At 43.1% G+C, this 15,403-nt stretch carries 14 protein-coding genes; all 14 read left to right on the top strand.

The window, feature by feature from the left end; translation table 11 throughout:
* The first annotated feature begins 53 nt into the window (after positions 1-53).
* The 14 genes from metG (at position 54) to gtfA (ending at position 15,345) form a co-directional block, all read left to right on the top strand.
* On the top strand, positions 54-2,078 hold the full coding sequence (gene metG, locus GTO83_RS01415) for a methionine--tRNA ligase (protein WP_180871394.1): 2,025 nt from the start codon (positions 54-56) through the stop codon (positions 2,076-2,078).
* Entirely contained in the window at positions 2,078-2,875 is a 798-nt protein-coding gene (locus GTO83_RS01420; protein WP_180871395.1) for a TatD family hydrolase, read from the top strand. Before metG ends, GTO83_RS01420 begins: the two co-directional genes overlap by 1 nt.
* The gene (rnmV, locus tag GTO83_RS01425) at positions 2,862-3,452 is read left to right on the top strand and encodes a ribonuclease M5 (protein ID WP_180871396.1); all 591 of its coding nucleotides are present in this window, start codon (positions 2,862-2,864) and stop codon (positions 3,450-3,452) included. The genes GTO83_RS01420 and rnmV overlap by 14 nt, the downstream gene beginning before the upstream one ends.
* Positions 3,424-4,317: a 16S rRNA (adenine(1518)-N(6)/adenine(1519)-N(6))-dimethyltransferase RsmA gene (gene rsmA, locus GTO83_RS01430; protein ID WP_180871397.1), complete on the top strand. Its 894-nt coding sequence runs from the start codon at positions 3,424-3,426 to the stop codon at positions 4,315-4,317. Before rnmV ends, rsmA begins: the two co-directional genes overlap by 29 nt.
* A 407-nt stretch (positions 4,318-4,724) precedes the next feature.
* Positions 4,725-5,576 carry a 4-(cytidine 5'-diphospho)-2-C-methyl-D-erythritol kinase gene (ispE, locus tag GTO83_RS01435; protein WP_180871398.1) on the top strand — a complete coding sequence of 284 codons (852 nt, stop codon included), beginning with the start codon at positions 4,725-4,727 and terminating at the stop codon, positions 5,574-5,576.
* A 9-nt stretch (positions 5,577-5,585) separates the two neighbouring features.
* Entirely contained in the window at positions 5,586-6,035 is a 450-nt protein-coding gene (locus GTO83_RS01440) for a GNAT family N-acetyltransferase (protein WP_180871399.1), read from the top strand.
* 227 nt (positions 6,036-6,262) lie between these two features.
* Entirely contained in the window at positions 6,263-7,171 is a 909-nt protein-coding gene (locus tag GTO83_RS01445) for a metal ABC transporter solute-binding protein, Zn/Mn family (protein ID WP_180871400.1), read from the top strand.
* Between the two features lies 1 nt (position 7,172).
* Entirely contained in the window at positions 7,173-7,841 is a 669-nt protein-coding gene (locus GTO83_RS01450) for a metal ABC transporter ATP-binding protein (protein WP_180872086.1), read from the top strand.
* Entirely contained in the window at positions 7,842-8,636 is a 795-nt protein-coding gene (locus tag GTO83_RS01455; RefSeq protein ID WP_180871401.1) for a metal ABC transporter permease, read from the top strand.
* A gap of 322 nt (positions 8,637-8,958) precedes the next feature.
* On the top strand, positions 8,959-9,798 hold the full coding sequence (purR, locus tag GTO83_RS01460; RefSeq protein WP_180871402.1) for a pur operon repressor: 840 nt from the start codon (positions 8,959-8,961) through the stop codon (positions 9,796-9,798).
* Between the two features lies 1 nt (position 9,799).
* Positions 9,800-11,167, top strand: coding sequence for a bifunctional UDP-N-acetylglucosamine diphosphorylase/glucosamine-1-phosphate N-acetyltransferase GlmU (glmU, locus tag GTO83_RS01465; protein ID WP_180871403.1), 1,368 nt, complete (start codon positions 9,800-9,802; stop codon positions 11,165-11,167).
* A 75-nt stretch (positions 11,168-11,242) separates the two neighbouring features.
* Positions 11,243-12,229: a ribose-phosphate diphosphokinase gene (locus GTO83_RS01470; protein WP_180871404.1), complete on the top strand. Its 987-nt coding sequence runs from the start codon at positions 11,243-11,245 to the stop codon at positions 12,227-12,229.
* 352 nt (positions 12,230-12,581) lie between these two features.
* The gene (locus GTO83_RS01475) at positions 12,582-13,811 is read left to right on the top strand and encodes an MFS transporter (RefSeq protein ID WP_180871405.1); all 1,230 of its coding nucleotides are present in this window, start codon (positions 12,582-12,584) and stop codon (positions 13,809-13,811) included.
* Between the two features lie 97 nt (positions 13,812-13,908).
* Positions 13,909-15,345, top strand: coding sequence for a sucrose phosphorylase (gtfA, locus tag GTO83_RS01480; RefSeq protein ID WP_180871406.1), 1,437 nt, complete (start codon positions 13,909-13,911; stop codon positions 15,343-15,345).
* Positions 15,346-15,403: the final 58 nt, after the last annotated feature.

Here is a 15,403-nt window from a genome sequence, read left to right on the forward strand (position 1 = left end):
CTAAGTTTGCTATACTAGAGTTTAATTAACAAGTGTTGAAAAGAGGAATGGGAATGGCTGAAGCAAAACCAACTTACTATATTACAACTCCAATTTATTATCCATCAGGGAAACTCCATATCGGAAATTCCTATACTACGGTGGCCTGTGATGCTGAAGCCCGCTTTAAGCGGCTCCGTGGTTATGACGTCTTTTTCTTGACCGGGACGGATGAACACGGCTTAAAGATTGAACAAAAGGCTGAGCAACTGGGCCAAACACCGCAAGCTTACGTTGACGGTATGGCAGCCGGTATTAAGGCATTGTGGAAGAAACTTAAGATTACAAATGATAAGTTTATCCGGACAACCGATGATTATCATGAAAAAGCGGTCCAAAAGATTTTCCAACAATTACTTGACCAAGGTGATATTTATAAGGGCAAGTACAGTGGTTGGTACTCAGTTGATGATGAAGAATACTTCACGGAAAGCCAATTGGCCGAAGTTTATCGGGATGATAATGGTAATGTTATCGGTGGAAAGGCTCCATCTGGCCATGAAGTTCAATTAGTTGAAGAAGAATCTTACTTCTTTAAGATGAGTAAATATGCCAACTGGTTGATGAACTACTATCAAGAACATCCAGACTTCATCCAACCGCAATCTCGGATGAATGAAATGATTAATAATTTCTTGAAACCAGGGCTTGAAGATTTGGCCGTTACCCGGACTTCTTTTAACTGGGGGGTTAAGGTCCCTAGTGATCCAAAGCATGTCGTTTATGTATGGATTGATGCTTTGTCCAACTATATCACGGCGCTTGGTTATGGTAGTGATAATGATGCTAACTTCAAGAAGTACTGGCCAGCCGATGTTCACATGGTTGGGAAAGAAATTGTTCGTTTCCATACTATTTACTGGCCGATTATGCTTCATGCTTTAGGTTTACCATTGCCAAAGCACGTCATTGGTCATGGTTGGTTGACGATGAAGGAAGGTAAAATGTCCAAGTCCAAGGGAAACGTGGTTTATCCCGAAACCCTGATTGATCGTTATGGCCTTGATGCTACTCGTTACTATTTACTTAAGGCAATGCCGTTCGGTAACGATGGAGTCTTCAGTCCAGAAGACTTTGTCGCAAAGGTCAACTATGATCTTGCCAACGACCTTGGAAACTTGTTAAACCGGACGGTCGCAATGGTAAATAAGTACCAAGCGGGGAAACTAGTGGGCCAACCAAGTGCAACGACGGCTTTTGATGCCGAGCTTGAAGCAACCGCTAAGCATGCTTTTGATCAATATTGCCAATTAATGGATCAAACGCGGTTTGCGGATGCTTTGAGTGCTATTTGGCAAGTGATTTCTCGCGCAAATAAGTACATTGACGAAACAGAGCCATGGATTTTGGCAAAGGATGAAGCAAAAGCGGCTGAATTGTCTGATGTTTTAACTCATTTGGCAAAGGCCTTGCGTTTTGTAGCCGCAATGCTACAACCATTCATGCCAGATGCGCCAAAGGAAATCTGGAGTCAACTTGGTTTGCCAACAGCTGAAGTTAACTTAACAGCCTTAGCCTTTGATGATTTTCCGGCTGAAGTAACGGTTGTTAAGAAGGGGACGCCAATTTTCCCACGGCGGGATGCCGAAGAAGAGGTGGCCTTTATCCAAAGTCAAATGAGTGCTAACCAAAAGCAAAAGGGGCGTAAAGCAATGGAACAAAAGAAAGAGTCCGCTAAGCAAGCAGCTAGTGAAGTACCAGCTGGTAAGAAAGAAATTCGGATTGATGTTTTTGATAAGGTTGAATTAAAGGTAGCCCAAGTCAAGGCTGTTGATCACGTTAAAGGCGCTGATAAGCTGTTGAAGTTCCAACTTGATGATGGTTCGGAAACTGGTCGCCAAATTCTCTCTGGAATTGCTCAATGGTACCCAGATCCGCAAGTCTTAGTTGGTAAAAAAGTTGTGATTGTTGCCAATTTGAAGCCACGGAAGATGCGGGGAGAAGTTAGTCAGGGGATGATCCTTTCCGCTGAACATGATGGTGAGGTTCAAGTTGTGACGGTTCCTGATAACTTAGTTAATGGTTCTGGCGTTGAATAATGCAATTGCAAAAACTAACAATCTATGATTCACACACGCACCTTAATGATGATGTGTTTTATAACGATGTGGCGGCCTACCTAGCGCGGGCCGCCCATTTTGGCGTCGTTAGGATGAATATGGTAGGGTCAAATACTAAACTAAATGCACGGGCAATTAAGTTGGCCCACCAATACTCACAACTTGCCGCCGTGATTGGTTGGCACCCGGAAGATTTAGTGAACTACGATGAGCAAGCTGAAGAAACGCTAATCCGCCAATTAGCGGATCCAGCCGTAGTTGCAGTTGGCGAAATTGGTCTCGATTATTACTGGAATGCTGTTCCTAGAGAAGAACAACAACGGGTTTTTGCTCGCCAGTTAGCGATTGCACATGATTTACATTTACCAGTGGTAATCCACTGCCGAGAGGCAATTGAAGATGCTTACCGGATTTTAAAAGTAAACCACGTTGGTGATTATGGTGGCGTGATGCATAGCTTTGCTGAGAATGCAGAATGGGCCAAACGCTTCTTGGATTTGGGAATGGATCTTTCTTATAGTGGAGTGGTAACTTTTAATAAGGCGGTTGATGTTCAAGCAGCGGCGAAGGTGACACCACTCGATCGCCTGATGGTTGAAACCGACGCCCCTTACCTCACTCCGATACCTTACCGGGGTAAGCAAAATGAGCCCGCCTTTACTTACTTTACGGTTTTAGGTTTGGCTGACTTACTAAACGAAACCCCGGCAACGATCGCTAATGCCAGCTACCAAATGGCTGACCGCCTTTTTAGGAGGAAAAATGCAGAAAATTAAAGAAGTGATTGTCGTTGAAGGCAAAGACGATACCAAACGGATCCAGATGGCTGTGAACGCGGATACTTATGAAACGAATGGGTCGGCCTTGGATAAAACTGGTCTGGCCCAGCTAAAAAAACTTCAGGAAAGGCGGGGCCTAATTGTGTTTACCGATCCTGATTTTAATGGGGAACGGCTACGAAAAATGATTAGCCAAGCGATTCCCGGGGTAAAACATGCTTTTATTCGTCGGGACCAAGGTGTTCCCACGGAAGCTCATGGAAGTTTGGGGGTCGAACATGCTAGTCCAGCAACGATTCGGGCGGCCCTTGCGGAAGTCTATACGGAAGAACCGGCGGCTCCAGCTGAATTTACCCGGGCGGATTTACAAGCGGCCAAGTTGATGGGCGGTCAAGCAGCCCGGCAACGTCGTGAACGTTTAGGCCAGATTTTAGGAATTGGATATGGCAATGCTAAACAACTTTTGGTCCGGCTAAACCTTTTTCGGATTTCAAAGGCCAATTTTCAAGCTGCCCTTGCACAGCTTAATCGGGAAGGAGAAAAAAATGACACAACCAGCAATCGGAAACTTTAAACGCACTAAAGAAATCATGCAAAAGTATGGTTTGCACGCTAAGAAGGGTTTCGGTCAAAATTTTCTAACGAATCCAACCGTTTTAAGGGGCATCGTTGATGCGGCGGAAATAAGCAAGGTTGATAATGTCATTGAGATCGGTCCTGGTTTAGGGGCATTAACCGAGCAGCTCGCCCAACGAGCTGGGAAGGTTGTCGCCCTGGAATTGGATACCGATTTAATCCCGGTTTTGGCAGATGTCTTAAGTGATTTTGATAATGTTGAAGTGCTTAACCAGGACGTTTTAAAGGTTGACCTGCCACAACTAATTCAAAATCATTTTGACGATCCGACTAAGCCTATCAAGGTGGTTGCCAACTTACCGTACTACATTACGAGTCCGATTTTGATGCACCTTTTAGGAACCAAAATTGATTGGGCGGGGATCACGGTAATGATGCAAAAGGAAGTGGCTGAGCGATTAGCTGCTAAACCAGGAACCAAGGAATACGGATCATTGACCCTGGCAATTGAATATCGGATGGATGCCAAAATCGCTTTTAACGTTTCGCGACGGTCCTTTGTGCCGGCCCCAAATGTCGACTCAGCGATTGTTACTTTGACAAAGCGAGCGGAAGCTTTGTCGGTGCAACCCCGCGACGAAAAGCAACTTTTTGGGTTGATTAAGTCATGCTTTACTCACCGGCGCAAGAGTTTGTGGAATAACTTAAAGCCGTACTTTAAAAAGGATGCGGTCAAGCAAAAACAAATGGAAACTATTTTGGCTAAGCAAGCCCTTGATCCCCAAATTCGGCCGGAGCGGTTAACTTTAAACCAGTTTATAGCGTTAGCAAATGCCATGGGGGAAGCAAAATTATTTGGTTAGTGGAAAAGAAGCTTAGATTAAAGAAAAAGGTTGGGAAAAAAGCTCCTTGACGGCCTGGTTGGGATAAGAAGAACGAAGGTTGATTCATTAGAATCGGCCTTTCGTTCGCACTTATCCGCTAAGGCCGTGCTTTGGAGCGAACCAGCCAACTGGTTTGGCGTTTGTGAGCCCATGCAAGGCTGAATCGGTTGGTGCGACCGCCAGGGAAGCAACTGCCATTCAGCTACTGCTTTGACCTTAGTTACTGAGTAACATTCGGAGATGACAAGAGGGTGGGAAGAAATTCCCACCCTCTTTCTTTTCCTAAAAGGTTGAAGCTTTCTTAACAAATCCTTTTTAATTTGAAAGCGGGGGTGGTTGATCGTTATAATTAAAAAAACAAAAAGAAATGGAAAGGGGGCATCGTAATGATTGTGACGGAAAAGGCTCCAGCCAAAATCAATCTTTCGCTGGATACGCCAATGCGATACCTCGACGGTTTGCCAAAGTGGGATATGATTATGGCCTCAATTGACCTGGCTGATTATTTGACGATCGATATCCATGAGCGGCCGCAAACGATTAAGGTCTACTCGGATAGTGGTTTTCTTCCGAATGACCAACGAAATTTAGCTTATCAAGCCGCCCATGTGCTAAAAACTCGGTTTCATCAAACGGCGGGGGTAACGATTCGAATTAAAAAAAATATTCCGGTCGCTGCCGGACTGGGAGGTGGTTCTTCAGATGCGGCTGCCGTTTTGCGTGGTCTTAACAAGGGCTGGCGATTGGGGTTAAGTTTAGCAGAATTAGCAAAGCTTTCTTTGGCGATTGATTCTGACGTGCCATATTGTGTTTATAGTCAAACAGCGCATGTTACTGGCCATGGCGAACTAGTGGCGCCACTACCACCAGTCCCCCATGACTGGGTCGTAGTGGCTAAGCCCAAAGTAAGTGTTTCAACGCCCACAATTTTGCGTCAAATTAATTATGAAACCCTTGAGCATTTGGATAACGAAGGCCTCTTAAGAGAAATGCAAAACGGTAATTGGGACAGGGCCTTAGCTAAAATGGGCAATGTTTTAGAACCATTAACGGAAAGTCAATATCCTGAGATTAGACGTTTAAAACAAAAGATGCTCAAATTAGGGGCTGATTGTGCTCAAATGAGTGGAACGGGGCCAACGGTTTTTGCGATTTGTCGCAGTGAATCGCGAGCAAAACGGATTTACAATGGCTTACGTGGTTTTTGTAGTGAGGTCTATCAAGTGGTTTTATTATGAGGTATGCAGATGGAATGGTTTGATAAGGAATTTTCAGCCTTAACCTTAACCGAATTGGCTGAAGTATATCGGCTCCGGGCCGTTGTTTTTAATGGCGAGCAAGGGTGTACTTTCCCCGATCCGGATTTAAAAGATCGAGTTTGTCACCATGTTTTTGCGCTAGATGCTGAGCAGGTAGTTGCCTATGCCCGTTATTTTATTGGGGACCAGGGCTTAACTTTTGGGCGAGTTGTGGTGGCAAAAGAATACCGACAAAAAGGGTTGGGAAAGCAATTAATGGACCACATCTTTGATGGGATTAAGCAAAACTTCCCTAACCGCCCGATTACGATTCATGCCCAGGTCCAAGTAGAAGCCTTTTATGCCCAATTTAATTTTCAAAGCGTTGGGGAGCACTTTATCGAAGCGGAACGGGAACATGTTACGATGGTGCACCCGGGAATCGAAGGAGTAGGATGAAAATTTTAATTGTAAACGAGGTTTTATAAGCCGGTAAAATTGCTTGGACGGTGAATTTTACCGGCTTTTAGTTTGTGGATGAACCTTTAAGAACTGGTTTTAATTTTTCAAAGTTGGGAAAAGATTAAAAAATTATTTGCATTATGTAACGATCCTGTGTATCATACTGTCGTTCTAATGATAACAATTACTATTTAATGAAAATTAGGCATGAGAGAAGGATTAAATTGAAACGACGACACTGGGGATTAATTGGGTTAGTGACTTATTTAGTGGTAATCCTCTTACTAATGATTACGAATTGGCAACCATTCAAGCCAACACAACAAAAGCCAATTCGGGTGGTAACCAGCCTTAACTTTTATGGTGAGGCGGCAAAGGCCGTGGCTGGAAAATATGGGCAGGTAACATCTTTTATCAATAGTGCAGCGGTTGATCCGCATGAATACCAACCAACAACCTCCCAAGCGCGGCAGTTAAGTCGTGCTAACGTTGTAATCGAAAATGGTCTTGGCTATGACCAGTGGTTAAGCAAGATGGTCAAAGCTGATAATGACAGACAAACGGTGATCACAGTTGGGACTCAGGTTGCTGGAAAAAAAGCGGGAGAAAACGAGCATGTTTGGTACCGGCCGCAGACAATGGTGGCTTTGACTTCAACTTTAGCCAAACAGTATGGTCAGCTTGACCCAGAGCATCGAGAATATTACCAGAGCCAAGCTAAAAAATACCAAGCTAAGTTAGCGAAGTTAAATCAAGTAATTACGAAAGCAAAGCAGAATGTTAGTGGGAATCAAAAGGTAGCTGTTAGTGAACCAGTCTTTGATTACGCATTGCAAAATCTTGGCTATCAAGTAGTTGATCGCCACTTTGAAAAAGCAATTGAAGATGGCAACGATCCTTCACCAAGTGATATTGCTCAATTACGGCAAGCGATTACTAATCACCAAATTGCGTTCTTTGTTAATAATTCGCAAGCAAGTGATTCAACGGTGAAGAATTTAGTTAAACTTGCGCACCAAAATAAGGTGCCGGTCTTAAACGTTACCGAATCTAAACCCGATCACTTAACCTACGTTGAATGGATGACAAGGGAGTATCAACGCCTAATTAAAATTCAAGTGGAGGTGCATTAAAATCGCATTATTAACGGTAAAAAATTTAACCTTGGCTTATGGTGAACATGAAATTATCCATGATTTGTCGTTTGACCTTAATCAAGGGGAGTTTTTAATTGTGATTGGTGAAAACGGGGTGGGGAAGACGACCCTTGTCCGGGCCTTATTTAACCAATTAAAACCCCGGCACGGTGAGATTAATTTCCAATCTGGAACACAATTAGGTTACGTTCCCCAATTTCGGAATTTAGCACGTGACTATCCATTGTCAGTTCGGGATTTTGTTGCTTTGAATTTACCAATGCGCCTAACGCCTTGGTTAAGCAAAAAAGAACGGTCACAGGTTGAACGAATTTTAACGCAAACCAATTTAACCCGGATTGCTGATCGCCCTCTCGGGTTGGCTTCCGGCGGTGAGAAGCAACGGGCCTACTTGGCACAAGCTTTATTAGCGTCCCCCCAATTATTGATTCTCGATGAATCAACGGCAAGTCTAGATAATGAGGTGAAGTATGAATTATTAGATTTAGTCACTAAGTTTCAACAGCAAGGGGTAACAGTCATGTTCATTACCCACGACTGGGACTTAGCTAAGCATTACGGGACCCGTTTTTTACATTTAACCACTAAGGGTTATTCAACGGGGGTAATTGCAGATCTCCCAGCATCACCGAAAGGGGAAGAATAAATGTTTAGTTTAAGTTTTATGCGTTATGCTTTTTGGGCCAGTACCTTTATTTCGATTGTAGCGGGGACGGTTGGGGTATTTGTAGTGGCGCGTAATCTATCCTTTCTGACCCACACTTTATCGGAAATTGGCTTTGCCGGTGCGTCCTTTGCGGTTTTTATGAGTTGGTCACCTTTGGCGGGGATGTTATTGTTTACGATGACAAGTTCAATTATGGTTGGTCAGATGAGCGCTGAAGAGTCTCGCCGTGAAGCCGTTATTAGTGCAACTTCAGCTTTGTTTATTGGGTTAGGGATTCTTTTCTTGTCCCTTAGTAGTCAAACCGCAAGTTCGGCAACGAGCATCCTCTTTGGGAGTGTTGTGGGGATCAGCAAGAATGAAGTAGGCCAATTGATTGGGCTTTCCCTCGTTGTTCTGTTGGTAATTCTTTTGATTTACCGGCGTTTAAAATTTGCGTCCTTTGATCGGATTGGGGCCCAAGTTAATGGGGTTGGTGAACAAGTCGTCGCAATTATCTTCTTACTATTAGTGGCTTTAAGCGTCAGTGTGGCCGCCCAGATTGTTGGTTCCTTGTTAATCTTTATTTTGCTGACTTTACCCGCTGCCAGTGCAAAGTATTACACCACGGGGACTGCAAAAATGATTGGCTTAGCTATTTTGTTCTCTTTAGCAGGGACCTGGACGGGACTCTATTTAGGCTATTTAACTAATTGGCCAGTTAGCTTTTTCATTGCGGTAATTGAGGTTGTCATTTATTTAGCAGCGTTAGTTCATCGCCAGCATGTTGTTGATTAATAACTTGGAGAGGATGGGAAAAAGCTCCTTGACGGCCTAGTTGGGATAAGCAGAACGAAAGTTGATTCATCAATTTTCGTTCGCCCTGATCCGCTAAGGCCGTGCTTTTTGACCTTAGTTACTGAGTAATATTCGGAGATGAGAAAGGCTGGGAAGGAACTCGTGTTTCTTCCTCAGCCTTTTTTCTAACGTTCGGGTTTTTATTTTTGCTTTTTTGAAAAAAATACCACAATCCCCGAACAATTATGGTATTATTTGTAAGGATTACTACTATTTTAAAAGGAATTACCTAAGTTAACCAACGAAGAAAGGAATTAAGCTTATGAAAATCAGGCGCAGTAACCGTTTAGTTGATATCACCCGTTACTTATTAGAACACCCACACAAGTTAGTTTCATTAAAGTCCTTTAGTGAACAGTACGGGGCCGCAAAGTCATCCATTAGTGAAGACTTAAGTATTGTTAAGCGGACCATGGCTGAATTTGGCCTGGGAAAAGTTGATACGGTACCTGGGGCTAGTGGTGGGGCTTTTTTTGCACCGCGCTACTCAAAAGAAAATGCCGAAAAGGTGGTTGGTGAATTAGTCACCTTGGTTGACGACCCTTCCCGGCTACTTCCCGGCGGCTATGTCTACTTATCAGACCTATTAGGCCGGCCGGAAATTCTACGTGAAGTTGGCCAATTAATTGCTACCCAATACATTGACGCTGATGTTGATGTCATTATGACGGTTGAAACCAAGGGAATTCCGTTGGCCCAAGCAGTCGCCATGTACTTGAACAAACCGTTTGTGATTGTGCGGAATAGCTCGCACATTACGGAAGGTTCCACGGTTAGTGTCAACTATGTGTCTGGTTCTTCCAAGCGGATTAAGAAGATGGAACTTTCCCGGCGGACGCTTAAAGAAGGGGCCAATGTGGTAATTATTGATGACTTCTTAAAGGGTGGTGGTACCATGAAAGGGATGCAATCACTAATTAAGGAGTTTGATGCTCATTTGGTTGGCATGAATGTCTTTGCGGAAGGTCAATTTGAAGGTGAACGCTTAGTAAGTGGTTGCACATCCTTAATTAAGGTTACAACTGAAGAAGGTCCAAATGACTATTTAAAAGCTGAACCTGGTAATTTCTTAACAAGGGTCTTTACGGAAGGTGAAAACTAATATGACACAACGGAACGCAATTATTCTCGCTGCCGGTAAGGGGACGCGAATGAAGTCGAAACTATACAAAGTTCTCCATCAAGTTTGTGGGAAGCCAATGGTAGCCCATGTTTTAGATCAACTGGAAGCGGCCAACATTGATAATGTCATCACGGTTGTCGGTTATGGGGCCGAAGCGGTCGAAAAAGCAGTTGGTGACCGAGCCAAATTTGTCTTGCAAAAGCAGCAATTAGGGACTGGCCATGCCGTTATGCAGGCGGCTGATCTTTTAGCTAATTTGGACGGTCAAACGTTGGTTGTTAGTGGGGATACGCCCCTCTTTACGGCTGATACTTTTACTAAATTATTTGATTACCATACCCAACGGAAGGCTGCGGTAACGATCTTAACTTCCCAAGCTCCAGATCCAACAGGTTACGGCCGAATTGTCCGTAATGATGTTGGCATTGTTGAACGGATTGTGGAACAAAAGGATGCCACTAAAGAAGAACAAGAAATCCATGAAATTAACACCGGGGTTTACTGTTTTGATAACCGGAAGCTCTTTGCGGCTTTAAAATTATTAAAGAATGACAACGCTCAAGGTGAATATTACTTAACTGATGTCATCGGGATTTTGAAGGGCCAAGACGAAGTTGTCACGGCTTACCGGATGAAGGATTTTGATGAATCAATGGGGGTTAATGATCGGGTTGCCTTGGCTCGCGCTAATCAAATTATGCAAAAGCGAATTAACGTCAACTTAATGCGTGCCGGGGTGACAATGCTTGATCCAGCAACTACGTATATTGATGCAGGGGTCAAAGTTGGCAACGATACGGTTATTGAAGGTAATGTGGTTATTAAAGGGCATACCGAAATTGGAAGTGACTGTTTGATTGGTGCCGGCTCCCGGATTACCGATTCAATTTTGCATGATAATGTCAAGGTAATTTCTTCAACCCTTGAAGAAGCTGAAATGCATGATGGTTCTGATATTGGACCGAATAGTCACCTTCGGCCCCAAGCCGAAATTGGTAAGGAAGTTCACATTGGTAACTTCTGTGAAGTGAAGAAAGCCTACATTGGCGAAGGAACTAAGATTGGTCATTTGTCATACGTTGGGGATGCGACGCTTGGTAAGAATATCAATGTTGGCTGTGGGGTAGTTTTCGTCAACTACGATGGTGCCAACAAGCATCATACCAATGTTGGGGATCATGCTTTTATCGGTTCAAACTCCAACTTAGTAGCGCCAGTTAATATCGCCGCTGATTCCTTTATTGCCGCTGGCTCAACGATTACGGATGATACTCAAAAATTTGATATGGCGATTGCTCGGGCACGCCAGACCAATAAGGCAGATTATGCCAAGAAACTCCCGTGGTAGTTCTTGCTTTTTCCCCAACTTATTAATATCATGGAGAAGAACAATGACGGGAGTATTTCAAAATCGGAGGACCTAATGAAAGAACGTTATTTTGATTCAAAACTCAAAATTTTTGCTTTAAGTTCCAACCGACCATTGGCAGAAAAAATTGCTGCTGAAGTTGGGGTTGAACTTGGAAAGTTGTCTGTTGATCGGTTTAGCGATGGGGAAATTCAAATCAATATTGAGGAAAGTATCCGGGGCGACAACGTTTACGTAATTCAATCAACATCAGCACCAGTTAACGACAATCTGATGGAGTTATTGATTTTGGTTGATGCCTTGCGGCGAGCAAGTGCCAAGACCATCAATGTAGTAATTCCATATTATGGTTATGCGCGCCAAGATCGGAAGGCGCGTTCTCGCGAACCAATTACCGCTAAGTTAGTTGCTAATATGTTGCAAAACGCGGGGGTAAACCGGGTGGTTGCCCTTGACTTGCACGCTGCCCAAATTCAAGGGTTCTTTGATATTCCGGTAGATCACTTGATGGGAGCACCATTGTTAGCCGATTACTTTATCCGGGAAGGGGTCGCTGACGATGCGGTTGTCATTTCTCCTGACCATGGTGGGGTTGTCCGGGCGCGGGCATTAGCTGAATTTTTGAAGGCACCAATTGCCATTATCGATAAGCGGCGTCCTAAGGCAAATGTTGCCCAAATTATGAACATCATTGGGGATGTTAAGGGTAAAAAGTGTATCATGATTGATGATATGATTGATACCGCCGGGACGATTAGTAAAGGGGCGCAAGCCTTAATTGATGCCGGAGCAAAGGAAGTTTACGCTTCATGTACCCACGCGGTTCTTTCAGGTCCAGCAATTGAACGGTTAGAAGCTTCTCCAATTAAAGAAGTTGTTGTCACCGATTCAATTCGGCTTCCAGAAGAAAAGCAAATTAATAAGATTAAGCAAGTATCCGTTGGACCACTGATTGGTGCTGCAATCAAGCGGATCAATGAAAATCGGCCCGTTAGCCCACTCTTTAACGAACGCTTCAAGCAAGAGGGCGAAGCTAATTAGGAACGGCCTACTTATATTACAAAGCGATTGAGGAACTACGCCTTGATCGCTTTTTCTTTACAAATTTAAATAATTAAAATTATTTTTTATGTTACTCGATTGACAGAAACCGCTTTACATGATAATCTCTTGGTAGTTTCGAAACACACCAGAGAGAAGAACAAGCTTGCCGCGAGATGACACGAGAATAAGGACAATTAATCGTATAAGACGGGATCGTCGGGTTCAAGACGAAGTCCTTATCTAGAGTGTTAGCTCACCTAGGAAAGCTAAACTGTACAGGATGTAGTCAAGAAAAATACTAGCTACACCTTAAAGCTAAATACTTAATATCAAAGGAGTTTTTATTGCGATGCAGAAAAAGGATTCGATTGTTGAGAAGCTTGCCTTCTTATCGGTCTCGTTTATGCTGACCAGTGCCTATGCGGTTCAAGGAGCTTTACCTCAATTGAAGGTAGCTCTAAATGTTAGTCAAACTCAAGCCGAATATTTAGCAACGATGCCATCCTTTGCGGTGATGATCTTCGTAGTTTTATCACCACTATTACAGACTTGGCTCAAAGTATCTGATAAGCAAATGATCATGGCTGGAGTTACTTTAGTTGGGGTAATGGGAATTGTTCCATTCTTCAATCTTCATAATTACGCTTTAATCTTAGCTTCTCGGTTACTATTGGGAGCAGGGTATGGGCTGTATAATTCGCAAGCCATTGCCTTGATCTCTGTTTGGTACGAAGGGGCAACCCGGGCGCAAATGCTTGGATGGCGGGCTGCTGCTGAACAAATTGGGCAAGCGACCACCTTATTTATTGCAGGTATTTTATTAACCATTGGCGGTTGGCATTTTTCATTTTTAGTTTACCTACTGGCCTTTGTAGTGCTGTTATTCTTTGCCTTAGAGGTGCCAAATGATCGACCAAGTCAAGATCAGCCCGTGGAAAAACTAACTGCTACGCCAGACACGATCACGAAAACGAGTCCCCGAGTAGCCTTATTAATCTTATTTGCCTTCTTTCTCGTTGTTGATTATGTTGGCATGGAAAATCGGTTTGCTAGTTTAGCGGTTTTTCTTAAGGGATCTGCATATACCGGGGCCGCCAACTACTTATCTTTAATGTTAATTGGGGCCACACTCGGTGGAATTTTCTACGGAGCGATTAATCGTCGGTTTGGTTTTGGAACTATCTATCTGGGGCTAGGTTTGATGGCTTTAGCTAATTTCTTGTTCTATTTTGGACGAAATAATTTTGGCTTGTTAGTGATGGGACTCCTGTTAATCGGTTTTCCACTACAATTAGTATCCCCAATGATCTTTAATCTTTTACCAGGTTTAGCACCAGCTAAGCGTCAACCTTTGGTAACGTCAATGGTATTGATTGGATTTAACTTTGGGGCCTTTTTCTCCCCAACTCTGGCGGAATGGCTAAATACGATGCTAAACGTTCCTCTTAAAGGGACAGGTTTAGCCGCTCCATTCCTAGCTTACGGAATTGCTTTGTTGATAATTGCTGCTTTAATCTATCTCACCATTCATGGAAAGCGGATTGGAATAAAAAAGTCGCTTCCCGAAATGCCACGATAATAAGGACAATTGGTCGCAGAAGGTAACGTAGCCGGATTCAAGACTGAGTCCTTGCATAATTTAAAAGCAAAAATTTACACATTTGGAGGAATAAAAAATGCCAATTAAAAATAAAGCCATGTTGATTACGTATTCTGATTCAATGGGAAAGAATATCAAGGAAACCCATGAAGTCTTAAAGAAGTACATTAAGGATGCAATTGGTGGGGTTCACCTGTTACCATTCTTTCCATCAACGGGTGACCGGGGGTTTGCACCATACCGTTATGATATGGTTGATCCAGCTTTTGGTGACTGGTCCGATGTTGAAGCTTTAGGGGAAGATTATTACTTAATGTTCGATTTTATGATTAACCACATTTCAAAGAAGTCAGAAATGTATCAGGATTTTAAGGCCAAACATGATGATTCAAAGTACCGGGACTTCTTTATTCGGTGGGAAAAATTCTGGGAACAAGCAGGTGAAAATCGACCAACTCAAGCAGATATTGATTTGATTTACAAACGGAAGGATAAAGCACCAGAACAAGTTATTGAATTTAATGACGGTAGCAAAGAACATCTCTGGAATACTTTCGGTGAAGAACAAATTGATATTAACGTTAAGAGTAAAATTGCCAATGATTTCTTTAAGCAAACTTTGATTGATATGGTTAAACACGGAGCTGATATGATCCGGTTGGATGCCTTTGCCTATGCCGTTAAGAAGATTGGTACTAACGATTTCTTTGTTGAACCAGAAATCTGGGATCTTTTGAATGAAATTCAGGAGACGCTTGCACCTTATAAGGCCGAGATTTTACCTGAAATCCACGAACACTACACGATTCCCCAAAAGATCTCAGCGCATGATTTTTACATCTATGACTTCACTTTACCAATGACGACCTTGTACACCCTTTATTCTGGTAAGACGAACCGGCTTGCGAAGTGGCTTAAGATGTCGCCGATGAAGCAATTTACTACTCTGGATACTCATGATGGAATCGGAGTTGTTGATGCTAAGGATATTTTGACGGATGATGAAATCGAATACGCTTCCAATGAACTTTACAAGGTTGGGGCGAACGTTAAGCGAAAATACTCGTCAGCGGAATATCATAACTTAGATATTTACCAAATTAACTCTACCTACTACTCAGCTTTAGGAGATGATGACCGGGCATACTTGCTTGCACGGGCCGTCCAAATTTTTGCACCAGGGATTCCAATGATTTACTATGTTGGTCTGTTAGCTGGATCTAATGACTTAAAGTTGCTAGAAGAAACGAAGGAAGGGCGGAATATCAACCGGCATTACTACTCTAAAGAAGAAGTTGCCCATGAAGTTCAACGGCCAGTTGTTGCCAACTTATTGAAGTTGTTGACGTGGCGGAATAACTTTACGGCCTTTGACTTAGATGGTTCAATCGAAGTTACGACTCCGAGTGAAACGACGATTAAGGTCGTCCGCCAAGACCATACTGGTGATAATGTGGCCGTTTTAGAAGCTGATGCTACTAAGAAGACCTTTAAGATTACCGCGAATGGTTAAGTAGTGATGGAACAAAACTAAAAACTAACGCAATCCAATTAACCTTCTTTTCTCCTAA

The sequence above is a fragment of the Lactobacillus sp. 3B(2020) genome, assembly GCF_013487845.1.
GTDB classification, from domain to species: Bacteria; Bacillota; Bacilli; order Lactobacillales; family Lactobacillaceae; genus Limosilactobacillus; species Limosilactobacillus alvi.